The sequence below is a fragment of the Novosphingobium sp. Leaf2 genome (assembly GCF_001421325.1).
Lineage (GTDB): Bacteria > Pseudomonadota > Alphaproteobacteria > Sphingomonadales > Sphingomonadaceae > Novosphingobium.
Map to the genome: position 1 here is coordinate 58841 of NZ_LMJY01000017.1, position 19236 is coordinate 78076.

The following is a 19236-nucleotide window of genomic DNA, read 5'->3' on the forward strand; positions in this document are numbered from 1 at the left end:
CACGTTGAAGTGGATAGCGGCCGCAGCTTTCGGCAGCCCGGCGATGGCGCAGGCCATGGCGGGCCACGCGGGTCACATGGCGATGGCGGCCCCTGCCGATGCATCCAACGCGGTTCCGCCGCCGCCGTCCTACACGCCGTTTCCCGCCCCGCGCCACGCTGCCCTCGATCAGCTGGTGGACATCATCATTCCCGCTGACGAGACGCCGGGGGCAAAGCAGGCCGGTGTCACAGGGTTCATTGAGATGATGTACCAGCACTGGATGGACGATGCGGAGAGGCAGCGCTGCGACGCGGAGCTGGACCTGGTCATGGCGGCGTTCAAAACCGGTGATCCGGCGGCCAACCTGCGGGATGGCGGCCGGTTCAGGGCGCCCACGCTGCGCAAGCTTACGATTTATGGCTACTACACCAGTGAGGTGGGGGCGAGCGAGGAGCTGGACTTGAACCTGGTGCCCGGTGCCTACGATGCCTGCGCAGTGATCGGCAGGAACGATCGCGCACCCTCGCTCAACACTTGGGGAATTTCCCTCAGTCTGACGCCTTCGGGAGCGGCGTGATGGACGCCGATGTCATCGTCGTCGGCTCCGGCATTTCGGGCGGCTGGGCAGCCAAGGAACTGACGGAGCGGGGTTTTTCCGTGCTGTTGCTGGAACGCGGGCGCAACGTGGTGGCTGGAACCGACTATACCACCGAACATCTGGCGCCGTTCCAGTTGCCGTATCGCGGGTTCGGCGATCGCCAGCGCTACGCGCGCGATTACAAGGTGCAATCCAAGGTTGCCGGCCTGTCCGACGCGATCGACCACTGGTTCGTGAACGACACCCAAAACCCGTATCAAACCAGCCCTGAAGCCGAATTTGCCTGGATTCGCGGGTATCACCTGGGTGGCCGCTCGATCACTTGGGGCCGCGCCTCGTTCCGCCTGGCCCCCCTCAACTTTGCCGAGGCCGGACAGGACGGGCACGGCATTCCCTGGCCGATCGGCTACGATGACCTGGCGCCGTGGTACGCCCACGTGGAGCGCTTCATCGGCGTGAACGGCGACAGGGACGGCATCCCTTCGCTGCCGGACGGAGAGTTCATGCCGCCGCATGGGATGAACTGCGTGGAGGAGCATATGCGCGATGCCGTGGCCCAGAAGATGAACGGGCGGCGCATCATCAACGAGCGCAGCGCCGTGTTGACCCGGCAATTGGGTGACCGCCTGCCGTGCCATTACTGCGGCCCGTGCATTCGCGGCTGTTCGACGGGATCCTATTTCAGCAGCGAAAGCTCCACGTTGCCGGCAGCGCAAGCCACCGGACGGCTGAAGGTGATGACTGATGTCGTGGTCGATTCGCTCGTGTACGATCCTTCCGGGCGGCGCGTTACCGCAGTTCGGGTCATCGATGCCAAGACCCGCAAGCGTTCCACGCTGGGCGCGAAAGTGGTGTTCCTGAACGCCTCCACGCTGGGCTCCACCCAGATCCTGCTCAATTCGATCGATGCGGGTAGCGGGCGCAGCTTCGCTAACCGGTCTGACGCGCTGGGCCGCTATTTGATGGACCATGTGATGGGGCCGTTCGGCATCGGCACGATTCCCGGCTTCGGCGATCGGCAGCCCTTGGGCAACCGCCCCAGCGGCATCTACATCCCGCGCTTCCAGAACGTGGCCACGCGCGACCGGCCTTTCGCGCGCGGTTATGGCTATCAGGGTAGCGCGTCTCGGCAGATGTGGACGCGCGGAGCCGATGGCGAGGATATCGGCGCCGGGCTGAAGCATCGCCTGCGCCAGCCCGGCCCGTGGCAGATCTTCATCGGCGGGATGGGCGAGTGCATGCCGTATGCCGACAACCGTGTGACCCTGGCGAAGGACACCGATCCGTGGGGCCGCCCGCAGTTGGACGTGGCGTTCACCTGGCATGCCAACGAGCTGGCGATGGCCAAGGACATGGCCGCCGAAGCGCAAGCGATGCTGCACGCGGCGGGCGCGACCGATTTCGCGGTGGGCGACACTCTGGGGCCGGGCGGCCTTGCGATCCACGAAATGGGCACCGCGCGGATGGGCGCGGATCCTGCCAAGGCCGTGCTCAACGCACACAACCAGTGCCATGATGCCGCCAACGTGTTTGTGACGGATGGTGCGTGCATGACCGCGTCGGCCGCGCAGAACCCGTCGTTGACGTACATGGCGCTGACCGCGCGCGCTGCGTCGTTCGCGGCGGACCAGATGAAGCAAGGGGTGCTGTAATGAACGATGTCGCGTCCGCACTTTCGCGCCGGACCCTGCTGGGCGGCGGCGCCCTGCTGACGGCAGGCGCGATGCTGGGCGGCGCCTCGGCGCTAGCCCGCCCGCCCCGCCGCCGGCTGGGGATTCAGCTATACACCCTGATGGCGCTGCTGGACGCGGACTTCGAAGGCACGATCGCGAAAGTTGCGGCGATGGGCTACAAGGAGGTGGAAACGCTGGGCAGTTTCGGCCGCGATCCGGCGTACGTGCGCACGGTGTTCGATCGCCACGGACTGGTGTCACCCTCGCAGCACATCATGCCGCCGGGCCTGTACGAGGTTTTCGACGCTGGCGTTGCGGGACGCATCGATCGCGCGACGTTCGAGCGCAAGTTTATCGAGGCATTCGATTTCGACCATGTCGAGGGTTTGATCGACAAGTGCGCGAAGCAGGCCAGAGCGCTGGGCCAGACCTACATTGTGTGGCAGATCAGCTGGCCATCGCAGCTTCAGTCAATCGCGCAGATCAAGCAGCTGATCGTCGCACTGAACCGGGCGGCGGATGCCGCGCACGCGCGCGGCTTCCAGCTGGCGTATCACAATCACGATCAGGAATTCAAAAAGGTGGGCACGGACGTGCCGTACGATCTGATCGTCGACGGCACCGATCCGGCCAAGCTCAAGCTGGAACTTGACCTTGCCTGGGCTACCAAGGCCGGGGTCGACCCGGTCAGCTATTTCAAGCGCTACCCCGGTCGTTTCAAGATGCTGCACATGAAGGATGTGGCCGCCGATGGCAGCGTGCGCGATCCGGGCACCGGGCTGGTCGATTTCCGCCGCATCATTCCTGCTGCCGAAAAGGCCGGCGTGGCGCACTTCTTCGTCGAATACGATGTTCCCACCGATCCGCTGCGCACCGCGGCCGATGCCCAGAAGTATCTTGCCCCCCTGATGTAGGCCAACTGTCAGGCCGCCTCGATGCGGCCGATCACCTCGAAGCGCGCGATCCGGCCGTTTTCGAAGCGGGCATGCGCCATGCACACTTCCGAGCCGCTCTTTCCGTCTGCGGTGTAGGTGCAGCGATAGTGCACGAAGCCCTGCGCGTCGTCACACAGGGAAGCCAGGGGGGGCACCACCAGCTCCACCGCCGTGCATGCGGCGCGAATGCCGGCGAAATGCGTGGCGATCTGCGCCGGCCCGGTGCCGCGCACGCCGCCATCGACGATGAACGGCGCGGTGTCGGTGAAATGTTGGGCAAAACCCTGCGCAGTGAAATCGTCAGCGCGGAACGCGGCATTCCACCACGTGAACATGCGGATGATCGGGTTATCGGTCATGAAAGCTCCGGCAATCAGGAATAGGCAGGGTGCTGGCGCGTTCGGCCTACGCGATCCGCCAGAAACAGGAACAGCATCGCGGCCAGCAGCGCGTCTACGGTGGGTGCGCGGGTAAGTTCGAACAGGCCCAGTCCGAAGTTGGCGCGCGGCAGCGTGGCAATGCCCACGAGAATGCCGAAAACCCAAGCGCCGAGCGGCGCCATGCGCACCGCCGCCAACGGCGCGTCGGCATCGGTATAGCGGGTGCGGTTGAGCAGGAAGTCGGCAACGTAAGCGCCGGACATCGGCGCGATCAGCAGCCCCATGAAGGTCAGCCAGACGATGAAATGGCCCAGGATGTCAGCCGCGGCAAGGCACGTGCCCAGCACGCCCGCCACCGCCGCCAGCAGCCATCGCTCCACCTTGGGGAACAGCGCCGAGAGGGCAAGGGCGGAGGCATAGAGGTTCTTGTCGTTGCTGGTCCAGGTGGCCAGGATGATGATGAGAGTGCCCGGCAGGGCAATGCCGGCGGCCAGCATCGTCGCCACCAGGTCCGCGCTGGCGTACAGCGTGCCCAGCGCCGCCGCCAGGATCAGCAGCAGCGGGAAAGCGATCGCATAGTTTATCGTCATCGCGGTGGCGTTGTCGCGCGCGGTGCGCAGGAAACGGCTGAGGTCGGGATTGATCGAACAGCCGAACACTTCCGCGCCCACGACTACGGAAACGATCATGCCAAGCCCCATCGGCTCGGCAAAGGTGCGCGCGGCGAAGAGGCTGTCCGGCCCATGTTGATAGAGCCCGATACCCAGCGGCACCAGGGTCGCCAGCAGCAGCAGCGGCACGCTGACGAGCGCCACCTTACCCATCGCTTTCACGCCGATAACAGCGGTCGAGGCGATCAGCGCGCCGACTAGGACGATGCCGATCCGTTCGTCCAGCCGGTAATTCAGCTGGGTCAGCAGGATCGCGGCAAGGCTTTTCACCAGGATCTGCGTCTGCAGGCCGAACCAGCAGAACGAGGTCAGCACCATCATCGCCACGATCGCCAGCGACCCGCGCCGCCCGAACGTGCGCTGGATGATCATCGCGGTGGGCAGCCGCGCCACCAGGCCGATATAGCCGGTCATCACCCCCCACAGGCCCAGCAGCACGCTGCCAAGGACCACGCCCAGCGCCACGGTGGTGAAATTCGCGTGCTGGCCCAGTTCGCCCCCGAACGCGAAGAACGGCACCGAGATCGACACACCCACCAGCACCATCGTCAGGAACGGCCAGCCGCGCATGTCGTCAGCGCCGGGCGGACGATCGGGATTGCGCTCGACCAGTTCTGCAATCTTGCGCAACAGCTTCATCAGATACGATCTCCGGGCGGGCGTGGCCCGATGCCAATTGCCGGCGATCGTGTCAGATATGGCCGGTGCGGCAAGGGTGCAGTGCCGGTGTTGCGCCCGGTGCAATGAATTCGGCGCGTCTTGAACCGTTTGCGCAATACTATCGCATCGCATCACCGGGGCACAAGTTGCGGGAATGCACTGAATGAAGAGATTTCGCGTCGCCGTCGATATCGGCGGGACATTCGTGGATTCGATCCTGTTCGATTCCGAAACAGGCACCACGCGCCTGGCAAAGGCATCCACCACGCCCGACGAGCCGGTGCGCGGCGTGCTGGCTGCGCTCGACCGGCTGGGGGTGTCCCTATCCGATACCGAATTGTTCGTTCACGGCACCACACTAGGGCTGAATGCCGTGATCGAGCGGCGGGGCGCGCAAACCGGGATCATCACCAACGCGGGCTTTCGCGACATTTTCGAGATCGGCCGGGCCGACGTGCCTGCCGCATCGATGTACGACTATCGCTACCAGCGCCAGCCCAGCATCGTGAAGCGGCGCCACCGCTTCGGGGTGGGCGGGCGCATCGATGCGCAGGGCAACGAAGTGGACCCGCTGGACGAGGCCGCCGTGCTTGACGCTGCCGGCCAGCTGGTCGCCGCCGGGATACGTTCGGTCGCGATCTGCTTCCTGCACAGCTATCGCAATCCGGTGCACGAGATGCGCGCCGCGCAGATCATCGCCGAGGCCTATCCGCAACTGGCAGTCTCCGCATCCAGCGCGATCACCCGCGAATACCGGGAATATGAACGCACCGCCACCGCCGTCGTCGATGCGTATATCAACCCCATCTTCAACGACTATATCGGCCGGCTGGAGAGCGGGCTCATCGAGGCAGGCTTTGACGGCAAGCTGCTGATCATGCGGTCCGCAGGCGGTGCAATGACAGCGCAGACCGCCCGCAAGGCGCCGATCTACACCGTGCTGTCGGGGCCGGCAGGGGGGCTGATCGGCGCGGGGCAACTGGCCAGGGCGATCGGGCGAGACCGGGTGCTGACCCTCGACTATGGCGGCACCAGCCTTGACGCCGCCGTGATCGAGGGCGGTGAGCCGCTGGTGATGCACGAGGCGCCGCTGGCGGACCTGCCGGCGCTGATCCCGATCTTCGACATCCGGTGCATCGGGGCCGGCGGTGGCTCGATCGCCTGGGTGCAGGAAGGCCTGCTTCAGGTCGGTCCGCAAAGCGCCGGCTCGCAGCCCGGTCCGATCGCCTATGGCCGGGGCGGATCGGAGCCGACCACGACGGACGCGGCACTGATTCTTGGCTTCCTGGACCCTTCCACGTTTCTGGGCGGCACGGTCGATCTGGACGTGCCCGCTGCCCGGCAAGGCATGCAGGAGTGCGTTGCCAGCCCGCTTGGCATCGATATAGACCGCGCCGCTGCGGGCATATTCGACGTGCTGGTGGCCCGCACCGCCGGTGCCATCCGCGAAATCACGGTGGAGCGCGGCCGTGACCCGCGCGATTTCTCGATGCTGGCATTCGGCGGTGCGGGCCCGCTGATCGCGCCGCTGATCGCGCGCGAAGTGATGAACGCGGAACTGATCGTGCCGCAATCGCCGGCGGTGTTCTCGGCATGGGGCATGCTGATGTCCGATATCGTGACCGACGTTGCGCAGACGCAGTTGCGCCTGCTGGAGCCGGGTGCGCAGGCCCCCGTCGACGTCGCGTTCGCCCAGCTGGTCGAGGATGCGCGCGCGCAGCTTGAGGGGCAAAGCGGCAAGGACGCGCAGCACACGTTCGTACGCCTGGTGGAATGCCGGTACGCCGGGCAGGAACATGCCCTGGAAATCGAACTGGCCGATGGGGAAGACCTGGCGATGCTGCGCGCGCGCTTCGATGACCTGCACCGCGAACGCTACGGCCACGCGATCGCAGCGCCGGTGCAGATCGTGACTTTGCGCGTGCGGGCCAGCGCGGTCATGCCAAAGCCCGCGCTGCCGATCGTCCCGCCCGCGCACGGCCCGGCTTCCCAGGCGCAAGTCGGCACGCGTGAGGCGTTCTGCTTTGCGCGCCGCAGCCGCACGCCGTTCGCCGTCTATGACCGGGCGCTACTGGGGGCGGGCCACGCCTTCGACGGTCCCGCGATCATCGAGGAAGGCACCACCACCACCGTGATCCATTCCGACCAGACCGTGCACGTTGACGATCACGGCCACCTCATCGTCCGCAGGAAACCAGCATGAGCACCCCAGCCACGCTTGACGGCGCGACCGTCGAAGTCATCCGCAGCTATCTGGTGTCGGCAGCGGAGGAGATGCGCCGCACGCTGATCCGCACCGCGTTCAACCCCGTGATCTACGAGGTGCTGGATTTCGGTATTTCGATCTACGACAGCGAACTGGAACTGATCGCAGACGCGCCGGGCCTGGCCTTCTTCCTGGGCGCGAACGACTATGCGATCCGCAAGGGGGTGGAATTTGCCGGCGCGGACACGATGCGTCCGGGCGATATCTTCATCATGAACTATCCGTACTGGAATTCGGCCCATGCGCTGGATGCCACGCTGTTCGCGCCCGTTTTCGCCGATGGGGAGGCCCAGCCTTTCGCGTACACCTGCATCCGGGCGCACTGGATGGACCTGGGCGCGAAGGATCCGGGCTATGTGCTCGATTCCACCGACATGCATCAGGAAGGCCTGATCTTTCCCGGCACGCGCATCTACAAGGACGGCGCGCCGGTGAAGGACATCATCGACATCATCAAGTTCAATTCACGCATGCCCGGTCCGGTCATGGGCGATCTGGATGCGCAGGTGGCCGCCACCCGCACCGGGGTCGAACGCCTCAACGCCATCCTGGGCAAGTTCGGGCGCGGCCCGTTTGACGAAGCGGTGGCACGCATCAAGCTGGCCAGCGATGCATTGGTTCGCCGTGCCCTGGCAGACCTGCCGCGCGGCACGTGGGAAGCGGGCGATGTGGTGGACGACGATGGCATCACCGACGATCCGGTGCCGATCCACGTCAAGGTCACGATCGACGAGGATGGGCTGACCTGCGATTTTTCCGGTTCCTCGCCAGCGGTGCGCGGTCCGATCAATATCCCGATCGGGCTGACCGAAACGATCTGCAAGTTCGTGCTGAAATCGCTCACCTCGCCGGCGCAGCGTAACAATGCGGGCTCGTTCCGCGCGCTCAAGGTGATTGCGCCCGAAGGCAACCTTTTCCACGCCGTTTATCCGGTCGCGACGTTCACCCAGTGGCCCGCACACCTGGCGCTGGAACTGGTCTACAAGGCGCTGGCGCAAGGTATGCCCGATCGGATCGCGGCGTGTTCGGGCGGTGATACGCTGGGCTTCATGATGATCGGCAACGACCCGGTGACCAAGGCCATATATGCGGTCTCGAACAACGAGCCGGTGGGTTGGGGCGGCAGTGCCGGCTTCGACGGCATCAACGCGACCAACCACATTTCGGGCAGTCTGGTGCGCAACACGCCCACCGAAGTCATCGAGATGAAAACCGGCATGATGATGGAACGCTTCGAGGTGAAGACCGACAGCGGCGGGGCGGGCAGGCGCCGTGGCGGCGCCGGGACCGAACGGGTGATCCGCTTCACGCAGGACGGCGAATTCCTGTCGATCACCAAGCGCTCCGAGGAAAAGCCTTGGTCGCTGGGCGGCGGCGCACAGCCGGATGCCAACGAGATGATCGTGCGCCTTGGTACGCCGGAGGAAAAGCGGGTGGGCACGTATCGCATGCCGGTCGCCGTGGGTGACCGCGCCGTTGCGCGCGGCGCAGGCGGTGCGGGCTATGGCCCTGCGCACGAGCGCGATCCTGCAGCGGTTCTGGACGATGTTCTGGACGGCTACGTGTCGCCCGCCGCCGCGCGCGACCTGTACAAGGTCGCCATCGTCGGCGACCGGGTCGATGAAGCGGCAACGCAGGCCCTGCGCGCAGGCTGACGGCGCGCGTTGCGATGACACGAAAAATGGCGCCCGGGCCGGAAAGGCTCAGGCGCCATTTTTTCAGCCGCGCGCCTCACAGACGGGTGCGGATTATTTGCCCAGCGACGTCAGGTACGTGACCAGAGCAGCGCGCTGGGCGGGATCCTTCACGCCGGCAAAGCCCATCCGGTTGCCCGGAACTACACTTGACGGGGCGGCCAGGAAGCCGTCCAGCGTCTTGGCATTCCAGGTGATGCCCGATTTCGCCATCGCCGGCGAATAGCGAAATCCGGCCACGCTGCCTGCTTTGCGCCCGGCAACGCCGGCAAGGTTCGGCCCCAGCTTGTTCGGGCCGCCCGCATTGACCGTGTGGCACATCGCGCAGCTGCGGGCGAACACCTGCGCGCCCGCCGCGGGCGGCGGGGCGGCCTGCGCGGTGGTGGCCGCAAGCATCCCAAAAGCGACGAGCGCGGCGTTCGAAAGAGAAAGGGTTTTCACAGTATCGTCCTCGTGTTTGATCGCAACCGTGGCCGGATCGCCGGCAGTCACGCGGCGCAGCGCGCCACGGGGTACAGCATGTGACGTTCGTCCCGGTAAGGTGAACGCAGGTAGAACCACTTCAACCGGGCAGCAGGATCGGCGGCGAACGCATTGTCGGCAGCAAGCTTGGCGTGAAACTCGGCGCGCAAGGCGGGGTCGCTCGCCAGCATGTCATCGGCCATCGGGGCGATGACGTAGGCCTCAAGATATTCCACCGGGTCCAGCATGCCCGAGACGTACCCTTGCGCGAACAGCGAATCCGCGCAGACCGGCTCCAGAAGCTGGATGGCCAGGTCGCCAAGGCGCTGGTCCGTAGTGACGAACGCGGATCCGGGCGGAAAACGCTCGTGGCGATGCTCCACGGCAACCACGTCGGCCTTGAGGACGATGCGCCGTTCGGACACGCCGCCGGCAACGTCCAGGTTACCCAGCCGCAGCATATCGACAGGGGCGTCGGTCCACTCGCGCGTGGTGGTCATGGCAACGCCGTGCGCCCGCAGCCGGTCTAATACCTCGAACTCGCTGGCCGGGATCCAGTACCCGCTGGGCCGTGGGATCACGGCGCCGGCAACCGAGCCCAGGACCGGCGTTTCAACCGTGGGGGCAGGGGTGCCCAGCCAGCGCACCTCACGCGTGCCGCTTGCGGGCGAATCGTAGAACTCGCTCTCGATGGGGTGGAACGCGATGGTGCGCGCGGGCATGTCGGCCATGGCCCAGGTCAACGTGGCGGTATCGGGCCTGCGGCTTCGGTCAGCCTGTGACGCGCTGCGCAGCGCATCGGCAAAGCGCGCGGCGGCCTGCAACGAGGCTTCCAGCAACGCATACGTACCCAGCACCCGCTGGCGCACTGGCTTCAGGGAATGGTTTTCCACCAGCACCGTGGCGATGTGGCGAATGTCCCCATAGCCATGCGAAAAACGCGGCGGAAAGGCGGGCAGCATCAGGCCCAGTCCGGGCTGGCGGTCGTCCACGGCCAGGATCAGCGGGCCGGGGCTATGGCCCAGCGCGGTCATGTGCGCGTCCACGAACGGGCGATAGGTGTGTTCAAGCCAGGCGCTCAGGTCCGGCGAGGCGGAATAGCGGCCCTCCTGGAATCCATACGTAATGTCGTACTGGTAATCGAGCCCGTCGGTGACATGCAGGTCGATGAACAGGTCGGGATCAATGGTGTTCAGCAGGGTCAGGACAGCCCGGGTTTCCGGCGCGTGTGCCTTCATGAAATCGCGGTTGAGATTGAGCCCTTGCGCTGATGCGCGCCATCCCTGTTCGCGGGGCCCCCGCTGGTTGGGGCGGCTGAAGGCGGAGCGGCGTTCGTGGCCATCGGGGTTGAGCACGGGCACGAAGAACCAGTCGCACGCCTCCAGCAGCGCGGCCTTGTCGCCAACTGCGATGTCGCGCAGCAGCATGAGACCAGCATCCTTGCCATCGATCTCGCCGGGATGGATGCCGCATTCCACATAGACGCGAACGGGGCCATCGTCCTGCCGGGCCGCCAGGGCGCGATCGTGATCCCTGCTGGCAACCACCAGGGTGAGCGGCAGGCCTTCGGCCGAAAAGCCGTAGTTCCGCAGGCGGATGAGCGGCGATGCCGCGCTCAGGCGCTCAAGATAGGCGATGGTGTCCGGATATGTCGGCGTGGTGTCGAAATCATCGATCTCGGCTGGCGTTACCCAGGGGTCGGACGCAGCGCGTATCAACGCCTCGCTGGCACCGGTCCAGTGCTGGACGGGCGGCAACGGCGCGCGCCGCTCCGGCGGCCAGTAAGCGGCATTCATGGCGGTCCTTTCCGTTCACCCGTGGCGGCAGACGAACGCGTGAGGTCTAGCGCCTGTTCGTTGCGTGTGCAGGACGGGCACGTTGCATGCCGTCAATGCGTCCAGCTGCGCATCTTCGCTTCCAGGGTGGTCAGCAGCTTGGCCGGCGCGCCTTCCAGCTGCCGGCCCAGCCGGGTGATCAGGTGGACGGACACCGGCTCGATCTGGGTTTCGGCGAAGGGAATCGCGACCAGCCTGCGGTTGGCAAGTTCGCCAAACGCGGCGATCTGGGGCAGCACAGTCACGAACCGGCCTTCCGAGGCCAGATCGCGCATCATCACGATCGAGGACGTGGTCTGGGCCGGATCCAGCCGGGCACCCGCCGCCGCTTCCATCTGGCTCAGGATCTGGCGGATGCGAAAGCCCTTGGGCGGCAGGCACAAGTCATGCTGCGCCAGTTCGGCCAGCGACACCTGGTTCTTGCGCGTCAGCGGATGCGAGGGATGGACCATGACCATGAGCGGCTGGGCGACGGAGAGGCGCACCCGCACTTTGGGTTCCGGGTCGATCTGGAGCACCAGCCCCATGTGCACTTCGTCGTCCTCGACCATGTGCACGATCTCGCTTGTCGATCCCACATGGGTGTCGATGCTGAGCCCGGGGTTCTTCTTGTGGAAGGCGTCGATGGTCTGGAAAAAGGCGCTGGTCAGGAACCCCTCGCCCACCGCAAGCCGGATGGAACCCTTGCGCACGCCGCGCAGATCCTGGATACGCGAGCGAAGGGCGTCCAGTTCCGCGATCTGCGTGCGATGGAAGTCGTACGTCAGCTGGCCCGCTTCCGTCAGCTTGACCGAACGCCGGCCTTTCTCGATCAGATTGACGCCCAGATACCCTTCCAGCTGCACGATCTGCCGGCTGATGGACGACACCGCCACCCCCAGCTTCTCGCTCGCCAGGCGCATCGAGCCCTGGCTTGCCGCCTCATAGAAATAGCGCATCGCCACGTCCATCAGCATGGATACAATCCTTCCACCGCCACGGTTAAAGAATGGGAAGGATACTAAAGTGCGCGGCCTTGGCAGCCCGGTCAGATGGACAGGATGCTGCATATTCGGCCAGGCGCGGCCATACTGGACCTTGCGCTGGCATGGCCGGGGTGGTTACCGTGCGGCCATGGCACCACGCGCGCAGACCCATGCGCTTATCGGCGAAGAGGCCCCGCCCGGCTGCTGCGGCCAGGCCCGCCTGATCGTGCCATGCGCTATCGGCTCGGTATCCCCGTCAGATGACGCGCCAAAGACAACGTGCCGGGCCGCGTGCGCATGACGATGACCGAAGGGGAGGTGCCGCCGCCCTTCCTGCCTGACGTGCGGCTGGCCCGTTTGGGACGGCATGTGGCGTTCGACGCTACCTGGCGTGTGCTGCAGGTGTACGGGCCGACCGGGCTGGGCAAGACCACACTGCTGTCTGCCGCAGCCCACGCCGCCAGCGCCGACGTGCAATACCGCTGGCTCGATGTCGAGCCGTCCCACATGGCCGACCCTGCCGTGTTTCTGGATGCACTGGCGGGCGCGATACTGGCGCGCGCTGGCGGCGATGCGCCTGCAGGCACCCGCGCCACCGGCGAACGGCTTGGCGCGGTTCGGGCCTGGGTCAATGCCGCGCCCCATCCGGTGATGCTGGTGGTGGACGCGGGAAACCTGGATCTGGGGTCGCACGGCAAGGTGCTTGGTCACCTGCTGCAATGCACCGGGGCCGGTCTGCGGCTGAGCCTGATCTCACGCACGCCATGCAGCCCGATGCTGGCGCAGCTGCGATCGCCGCATCTGGTGCGATCGATTCTGCCCGCGCAGCTGGCCTTCACGCCGGACGAGGGGACCGCGTATCGCCGGCAGGCCGGGCATGAGGCTGCATCATGCCTCCACGGCGTGACGCTAGGCTGGCCCATCGCCGAAGCGACGGCGGCCGGGATGGCGGACGCGGATCGTAACCCGGGCGGGTTGCTTGACGACGCGGGCGGACTGCTGGCTGCCGTGATCCACGACAACATCTGGCTCGGTTTGTCAGACGCTGTGCGGCGGGTGCTGGCGGACACCTCGATGCTCGATACGGTGGAAACCGGACTGCTTGCCCGCCTCGCTGGCCCGGAGCCGGTTCATGGCATCCTCCACGACATCGATCGCCTCGCCCCGCTTGGCCAGGTGCGCCACGGGCCGGACGGCGGGTTCACCCTCCACCCGCTGCTGCGCACCTTCGCCGCGCGCCAGTTGCTGAATGCGGAATCGGGGCGCCGGGCAGCGGCCTATCGCCACGCGCTGTTGCATCTGGCGCAAGCGGGTGCGCCGGAAGCCGCGATCGCGCTGGTGCAGAATGCAGGCGATCAGGCGCTGGCACGCATGGCCTTCGAAACTTTCACCAGCACCGATCTGCTGCGATCGTCGGGCTATGGCCGCCTGAAGCTGGCGATGGCGCAGATGGCGCCCCATGCGGTCGAACAGTCTGCGCAGATCTGCATCACCCAGGCGATCGTCGCCATGAAGGACGGGCGGTTTCGCGAAGCGCGACGATTGCTGCAGGCTGCCGGCGCGCGTTTGAGCGAAGACATGGCCTACCAGTCGCCAACGCTGTCGCGCGTCTATGCGGACTATGTGATCGCGCAGCACGTGCTCGCCTTTCACTCCCACACGGAACTCACGGACGCGCAAGTGGCGGAAGGCGCGTTCTGGTCCAGCTACACCAACGATCTCACCAATGCCGCATTCGTTCACGCGCTGCGCAGCCTGCATTATCTGCGACGTGGCGACACGGGTCAGGCACAGGAACAGATCGAAGCCGCCCGCAGCACGTACGAGCGCGCCGCAAGCTATTACGGCTTGGGTTCAGCCCTGCTGGTGGAGGCTATGATCGCTCTTGCCAGCGGGCGGCTGGAGCATGCCAGCAAACTTGCCGACGATGCGCGTCTGCTGATCGCGCAGGCGATGCCGGACGATGCCGGGCTTATCGCGGTAGCCGATTGCATCTTGTGCGAAGTCCAACTGGAGCGTGGGCACACACAGGGCCTGCCGGAGCGCATCAACGCCGCGCTGCGAGATCTTGAAGCGGGCGAGGGGTGGCCCGATGCTTTCGTCATCGGCTACCGGGTGGGTGCCCGCGCTGCTTTGACGCAAGACGATCCCGATGGCGCGCTGGCCTTGCTGGACCGCGGCATCCGGCTGATGCGCGGTCGTGGCTTGCGCGATATCGAGGGCTTTTGCCGTATGCTGCGCGCCGGCGTGGTGTCTTGCGGCTATCAGGGCGATGGTGAACACCCGCGTGCCCGTTGGCGCCAGCTCGATACCGAGGCGGATCACGCATCGGGGCTTGCGATCGGTTGGCGGGCCAGCGATGAGGCCTGTCTGCTCGACGCGCAAGAGGCGCTGGATCTTCGCGACCGTGACACGCTGGAGCATGTCGTCACGGGCCTGCTCGATGACGCCGAAACCGGTGGCCGCCGAAACGCGATCATCCGCGCCCTGGTTTTCAGGGCCCTGTGCGCCTTCGAGTTTGGTGCGCCGGACACGGCCATCCAGGCGCTCTATCGCGCCATCAGCCTGGCCGAGCCTGAAGGCGTGTTGCAGCCGTTCATCGAAGGCGGGGCGGCGCTGCTGCTCGTCATGGAAAAGATGAAGGCGGCATCGTTCTTCCGGGCAGCGCGGCGCAATACCCGCAGTTTTTGCGCGGCCGTGGTGAAAGCGATCGCCGGGCGGGCAAAGGCGGCATCGGGCGGGCTGGTGTTCGCGCCGCGCGAATTACAGGTTCTCCAGCTACTCGCCCAGCGTCAGGCCACCAAGACGATCGCCCGGGAACTGGACGTGTCCGCAAGTGCGGTGAAATTCCATCTGCAGAACATTTTCCAGAAGCTGGGGGTAAACAAGCGCGCCGAGGCCGTGCTTGAAGCGCAGCGCCTTGGGGTTGTCGCCGCCAGCCAGAAACTCCTGCCGCCGCAATAGGGTCACGAAAGGCTCGTGATGCCTGATGGGTGTTTGCCATCGGGGCACAAATGGCGTCTACTTTCGTTTCGTTGCCGTACCATCTTCTCAAAGGGCTCTGAATGTCGCTGATCGTAAACGGGACGGCAGTGCCTGCCCCCGCTGATGCCCGCGTATCGCTGCTTGATCACTTGCGCGAAACGCTACACCTTACCGGTACCAAGAAAGGCTGCAACCAGGGCGCGTGCGGCGCCTGTACGGTGCTGGTAGAAGGGGAGCGCATCCTTTCGTGCCTGGCGCTGGCGGTGCAGTACGACGGGCGGCAGGTCACCACCGTGGAGGGGCTGGCGCAGGACGGTGCACTGCATCCCCTGCAGGCGGCATTTGTGGAGCATGACGGGTTCCAGTGCGGCTATTGCACGCCGGGCCAGATCTGCTCGGCGATCGGCATGGCGGCAGAGGCGCAGCGCGGCGTGCCCAGCTACCTCAGCGACGATCTGTCCGCCGATACCACGCTGACGCGCGCGGAAATTCAGGAGCGGATGAGCGGCAACTTGTGCCGCTGCGGCGCGTACAACGGCATCATCGATGCCATTCAGGCTACTATCGCCCCGAAGGTGCCCGCATGACCCCGTTTGACTATGCACGGGCAGGCGAAGTCGCCGAGGCGTTGCGGCACGGCACGGCGCCCGGCGCGGCATATCTTGGTGGCGGCACCAATCTCGTCGATCTGATGCGCGAGGGTATCGCCCGTCCGGATCGGCTGATCGACGTCACCGGCCTGTCCACCACGATCGAGGAGCGCGCAGATGGCGGGTTGCTGATCGGCGCGGGGGTGCGCAACACCGCGCTGGCCGAGCATCCCGCGGTGCGCCAGCGCTATCCGATGCTGGCCCGTGCCATCCTGGCGGGCGCCTCCGCGCAGATCCGAAACATGGCGACCGTAGGCGGCAACCTGCTGCAGCGCACGCGGTGCTTCTATTTCTACGATGTCGATGGCGCGCGCTGCAACAAGCGTGAGCCGGGATCGGGTTGCGATGCACAAGATGGGTTCAACCGCATCCACGCGGTTCTCGGCGCGTCCGATGCATGCGTGGCTACCCACCCATCTGACATGTGCGTTGCGCTCGCCGCGCTGGACGCCACGGTGCATGTGGCAGGGCCGCAAGGCAGCCGCAGCTTGCCTTTCACCGACTTGCACCGTCTGCCCGGTGACCGCCCGGATCAGGACACGGTGCTGGCGGCGGGGGAACTGATCACCGCTGTTGAGCTGGCGCCGCTCTCGTTCGGGGCGAACGCCACGTATCGCAAGATGCGGGACCGGGCGAGCTATGCCTTCGCGCTGATTTCCGTAGCGGCGGCGGTGGAAATGGACGGGGACCGAATTGCCGATCTGCGCATCGCTTTTGGCGGGGTTGCTCACAAGCCCTGGCGCGCCACCAAGGCCGAAGCGGCGCTGCGCGGTGGACCGGCCACGCAGCAGGCGTTTCTCGATGCGGCAGCGGCGGAGTTCGCCGATGCCCGTCCGTTGCGCGATAACGCGTTCAAGCCGGCGCTGGCGGGCCGCGCTCTTGCCGCCGTGCTGGGCGCGCTGACGACAGGAGACGTTGCATGAGCATTGTCGATACAGCGAAGCAGGCGGCACAGGGACTGTTGCAATCCGCGATGGAAAAGCTGGTGCCGCTGGCGCCCGACAGCTGGATTCCGGGCGGGGTGCCCGATCCCCTGATCGCGCGCAAGCATGGCCTCATCGGCAAGCCCGTCTCGCGGCTGGACGGCGCGCTCAAGGTGTCTGGCGGGGCGCACTTTTCGGCCGAGCACCGGTTCGATGGCATGGTCTATGCGTCGCTCGCCTACTCCACCATCGCGCGCGGCCGGATCGTTGCCATCGACAGCGCAGAGGCGCAGGCGGCGCCCGGCGTCGTTCTGGTGATGACCCATCATAACGCGCCGCGCATGGCAGCGCCCGCGCTGTTCGGGTCTTCGCCCACTGCGGTCGGTGCGTCCGACCTGCCAATCCTGCAGGACGACCGCATCCACTGGAACGGACAGCCGGTGGCCTGCATCTTGGCAGAGACGCAGGAGCAGGCTGATCACGCAGTGTCCCTGCTGCGCGTGACGTATGCGCCCGAGCCGGCAACGACCACACTGGAAGGGGCCAAGGCGAACGGGATCGAACCGGGCGTGTTCATGGGCGGGCCCCTTGAAAACACTATCGGCGATGCCGAAGGCGCCTTCGCCAGTGCAGCGCACAAGGTCGATCACACCTATCGCACCCCGCGCCATAATCACAATCCGATCGAGCCACATGCCGCCACACTGGCATGGATCGGCGACGAACTGGTGATCCACGACGCCAGCCAGATGGTCAGCCAGCAGGCCCAGACCATCGGTGAGGTTTTCGGCCTGAAGCCCGAGCAGGTGCATCTTACCTCGCCGTATGTCGGCGGCGGGTTCGGCAGCAAGGGGCTGTGGGATCATCAGATCATCGCGGCGGCCGCGGCGCGCCTCTCAGGCCGCCCGGTGCGCATCGCCCTGTCGCGCGAGGGGGTGTACCGGATCGTCGGCGGCCGTACATTGACCGAACAGCGCGTGGCGATCGGGGCCTGCGCCGATGGCACGTTCCAGGCGTTGATCCACACCGGCCTTACGGTGATCACCCCGCACAACGCCATGCCCGAACCATTTATTCTGGGCACGCAAAGCGCCTATGCCGCGCCCAATCTGCTGTTGAAGGTGGAGGCGACGCGCATGGACTTGCTGACCAACACCTTCATGCGCGCGCCGGGCGAGGCGGTGGGTACGTTCGCACTGGAATCCGCCATTGACGAAATGGCGGTCGAGTTGGGCATCGACCCCGTCGAACTGCGCATCCGCAATGAGCCGGAGAAGGACCCCACCAGTGGGCTGCCGTTCTCCTCTCGCCACATCGTGGAGGCTTGGCGGCAGGGCGCAGCACGGTTCGGCTGGGATCAGCGCTCGCCGGTGCCGGGCGCGCGACAGGAGGGCGAGTGGCGCACCGGCATGGGCTGCGCGACCGGAACGTATCCCTATTACCGGATGCCGGGCGCCGAGGCGCGCATCACCCTTACCCGCGATGGCGACACCGTGCGCGCCAAGGTCGAAGTGGCGGCGGCGGAAATGGGCATGGGCACCGCCACCACCACCGCGATCGTGGCTGCCGAACGGCTTGGTCTGCCGATCGAGGCGATCGAGGTGGGATATGGCGATTCGGCGATACCGGGCGCGATCATGGCCGGCGGATCGCAGCAGACCGCCGCGATCGGGGCTGCGGTTATCGCGGCGCACACGGCGTTGGTAGACGAGCTGCTGGCGCTGGCCGGAAACGATTCGCCGTTGGCAGGCTTGTCCGCCGACGAGGTGGGCAGCGACGAAGGCGGCCTTGCCAAGCTGGACGAGCCGGGCCGGCGCGAAAGCTACGCCTCGATCCTTGCCCGCGCCCAGCGCGATAGCGTGACCGCTACCAAGGCGGGGTCCGCGCCGCTCGAACTCATGCACTGGTCGATGCATTCGTACAGCGCGGTGTTCTGCGAAGTGCGGGTCAACGCGGTAACCGGCGAAACGCGGGTCAGCCGCGTGCTGGGCGCGTTCGACTGCGGCCGGATCCTGAATCCCAAGACCGCGACCAGCCAGTTTCGCGGCGGCATCATCATGGGCCTGGGCATGGCGCTGATGGAAGAAACGATGGTGGACGACCGGTCGGGCCGGATCATGAACCCGAGCCTCGCCGAATATCACCTGCCGGTGCATCTGGACGTACCGGAAATCGACGTGATCTGGACGGATATCGCCGATCCGCACACCCCGATGGGGGCGCACGGAATCGGCGAAATCGGCATCACCGGCGTTGCCGCAGCTGTTGCCAACGCCGTCTACAATGCGACCGGAAAACGGGTACGCGATCTGCCGATCACCCTCGACCGCCTGATCTGATACACACGCAACGCAGCAGCACCGGCATGCGCCTTTCACCGGTGCTGCTGCGGGGCGCTGCGCAAAAGGCTAGTTTGCCCAGCGCCACAGGCAATTACAGTCGGCTCTCATAAAGGGGCTCCCCCAACTTGGGGGCAGCCGCATGATAACCGAGAGAGGCGTCTGACGACTGGAGCGACCGTGTCGCGATCTCCCCCGAGGTGGGCGTTTATGCCCAA

Annotated in this window: 14 protein-coding genes; 9 read left to right on the forward strand and 5 right to left on the reverse strand. The window is 66.0% G+C overall.

Annotated features, from left to right (window positions below; translation table 11 throughout):
* Positions 1-4 precede the first annotated feature (4 nt).
* The 3 genes from ASE49_RS11915 to ASE49_RS11925 are packed head-to-tail and all read left to right on the forward strand — an operon-like array spanning position 5 to position 3167.
* Positions 5-559, forward strand: coding sequence for a gluconate 2-dehydrogenase subunit 3 family protein (locus tag ASE49_RS11915; RefSeq protein ID WP_056772546.1), 555 nt, complete (start codon positions 5-7; stop codon positions 557-559).
* Positions 559-2232, forward strand: a complete 1674-nt coding sequence (locus ASE49_RS11920) for an FAD-dependent oxidoreductase (RefSeq protein ID WP_056772549.1) — start codon at positions 559-561, stop codon at positions 2230-2232. The genes ASE49_RS11915 and ASE49_RS11920 overlap by 1 nt, the downstream gene beginning before the upstream one ends.
* The gene (locus ASE49_RS11925) at positions 2232-3167 is read left to right on the forward strand and encodes a sugar phosphate isomerase/epimerase family protein (RefSeq protein ID WP_056772551.1); all 936 of its coding nucleotides are present in this window, start codon (positions 2232-2234) and stop codon (positions 3165-3167) included. The genes ASE49_RS11920 and ASE49_RS11925 overlap by 1 nt, the downstream gene beginning before the upstream one ends.
* Positions 3168-3175: 8 nt before the next feature.
* Here ASE49_RS11925 and ASE49_RS11930 read toward each other — a convergent pair whose 3' ends face one another.
* Both ASE49_RS11930 and ASE49_RS11935 read right to left on the reverse strand, forming a co-directional pair.
* The gene (locus ASE49_RS11930; RefSeq protein WP_056772554.1) at positions 3176-3547 is read right to left on the reverse strand and encodes a nuclear transport factor 2 family protein; all 372 of its coding nucleotides are present in this window, start codon (positions 3545-3547) and stop codon (positions 3176-3178) included.
* 14 nt (positions 3548-3561) lie between these two features.
* Positions 3562-4878 (reverse strand): purine-cytosine permease family protein, encoded by a 1317-nt coding sequence (locus ASE49_RS11935; protein ID WP_056772558.1) that lies wholly within the window; start codon positions 4876-4878, stop codon positions 3562-3564.
* Positions 4879-5062: 184 nt separating this feature from the next.
* Here ASE49_RS11935 and ASE49_RS11940 point away from each other — a divergent pair, with 184 nt between their 5' ends.
* Together ASE49_RS11940 and ASE49_RS11945 are read left to right on the forward strand one after the other, a co-directional pair.
* On the forward strand, positions 5063-7102 hold the full coding sequence (locus ASE49_RS11940) for a hydantoinase/oxoprolinase family protein (RefSeq protein ID WP_056772561.1): 2040 nt from the start codon (positions 5063-5065) through the stop codon (positions 7100-7102).
* Positions 7099-8820: a hydantoinase B/oxoprolinase family protein gene (locus ASE49_RS11945; RefSeq protein WP_056772566.1), complete on the forward strand. Its 1722-nt coding sequence runs from the start codon at positions 7099-7101 to the stop codon at positions 8818-8820. The genes ASE49_RS11940 and ASE49_RS11945 overlap by 4 nt, the downstream gene beginning before the upstream one ends.
* A gap of 93 nt (positions 8821-8913) precedes the next feature.
* On the opposite strand, the gene ASE49_RS11950 is transcribed toward ASE49_RS11945, so the two are convergent.
* The 3 genes from ASE49_RS11950 to ASE49_RS11960 form a co-directional block, all read right to left on the reverse strand.
* Positions 8914-9300, reverse strand: coding sequence for a c-type cytochrome (locus tag ASE49_RS11950; protein ID WP_442945993.1), 387 nt, complete (start codon positions 9298-9300; stop codon positions 8914-8916).
* 47 nt (positions 9301-9347) lie between these two features.
* Entirely contained in the window at positions 9348-11117 is a 1770-nt protein-coding gene (locus ASE49_RS11955; protein WP_056772570.1) for a M14 family metallopeptidase, read from the reverse strand.
* Between the two features lie 92 nt (positions 11118-11209).
* Entirely contained in the window at positions 11210-12112 is a 903-nt protein-coding gene (locus tag ASE49_RS11960) for a LysR family transcriptional regulator (protein WP_235522967.1), read from the reverse strand.
* Between the two features lie 306 nt (positions 12113-12418).
* Between ASE49_RS11960 and ASE49_RS11965 the strand changes: the two genes are divergently transcribed.
* The 4 genes from ASE49_RS11965 to ASE49_RS11980 all read left to right on the forward strand — a co-directional run bounded on the left by ASE49_RS11965 (position 12419) and on the right by ASE49_RS11980 (position 19018).
* Positions 12419-15085: a LuxR C-terminal-related transcriptional regulator gene (locus ASE49_RS11965; RefSeq protein WP_056772572.1), complete on the forward strand. Its 2667-nt coding sequence runs from the start codon at positions 12419-12421 to the stop codon at positions 15083-15085.
* 101 nt (positions 15086-15186) lie between these two features.
* Positions 15187-15693 carry a 2Fe-2S iron-sulfur cluster-binding protein gene (locus ASE49_RS11970; protein ID WP_056772575.1) on the forward strand — a complete coding sequence of 169 codons (507 nt, stop codon included), beginning with the start codon at positions 15187-15189 and terminating at the stop codon, positions 15691-15693.
* Entirely contained in the window at positions 15690-16679 is a 990-nt protein-coding gene (locus ASE49_RS11975; protein ID WP_056772577.1) for an FAD binding domain-containing protein, read from the forward strand. Before ASE49_RS11970 ends, ASE49_RS11975 begins: the two co-directional genes overlap by 4 nt.
* Entirely contained in the window at positions 16676-19018 is a 2343-nt protein-coding gene (locus ASE49_RS11980; RefSeq protein ID WP_056772580.1) for a xanthine dehydrogenase family protein molybdopterin-binding subunit, read from the forward strand. The genes ASE49_RS11975 and ASE49_RS11980 overlap by 4 nt, the downstream gene beginning before the upstream one ends.
* Positions 19019-19236 lie beyond the last annotated feature (218 nt).

What these genes read in the sequence shown, in the direction of transcription:
- ASE49_RS11920 (WP_056772549.1), top strand. Translation starts at nt 559, where the DNA reads ATGGACGCCGATGTCATCGTCGTCGGCTCCGGCATTTCGGGCGGCTGG.
- ASE49_RS11925 (WP_056772551.1), top strand. Translation starts at nt 2,232, where the DNA reads ATGAACGATGTCGCGTCCGCACTTTCGCGCCGGACCCTGCTGGGCGGC.
- ASE49_RS11930 (WP_056772554.1), bottom strand. Translation starts at nt 3,547, where the DNA reads ATGACCGATAACCCGATCATCCGCATGTTCACGTGGTGGAATGCCGCG.
- ASE49_RS11935 (WP_056772558.1), bottom strand. Translation starts at nt 4,878, where the DNA reads ATGAAGCTGTTGCGCAAGATTGCAGAACTGGTCGAGCGCAATCCCGAT.
- ASE49_RS11940 (WP_056772561.1), top strand. Translation starts at nt 5,063, where the DNA reads ATGAAGAGATTTCGCGTCGCCGTCGATATCGGCGGGACATTCGTGGAT.
- ASE49_RS11945 (WP_056772566.1), top strand. Translation starts at nt 7,099, where the DNA reads ATGAGCACCCCAGCCACGCTTGACGGCGCGACCGTCGAAGTCATCCGC.
- ASE49_RS11955 (WP_056772570.1), bottom strand. Translation starts at nt 11,117, where the DNA reads ATGAATGCCGCTTACTGGCCGCCGGAGCGGCGCGCGCCGTTGCCGCCC.
- ASE49_RS11960 (WP_235522967.1), bottom strand. Translation starts at nt 12,112, where the DNA reads ATGCTGATGGACGTGGCGATGCGCTATTTCTATGAGGCGGCAAGCCAG.
- ASE49_RS11965 (WP_056772572.1), top strand. Translation starts at nt 12,419, where the DNA reads ATGACGATGACCGAAGGGGAGGTGCCGCCGCCCTTCCTGCCTGACGTG.
- ASE49_RS11970 (WP_056772575.1), top strand. Translation starts at nt 15,187, where the DNA reads ATGTCGCTGATCGTAAACGGGACGGCAGTGCCTGCCCCCGCTGATGCC.
- ASE49_RS11975 (WP_056772577.1), top strand. Translation starts at nt 15,690, where the DNA reads ATGACCCCGTTTGACTATGCACGGGCAGGCGAAGTCGCCGAGGCGTTG.
- ASE49_RS11980 (WP_056772580.1), top strand. Translation starts at nt 16,676, where the DNA reads ATGAGCATTGTCGATACAGCGAAGCAGGCGGCACAGGGACTGTTGCAA.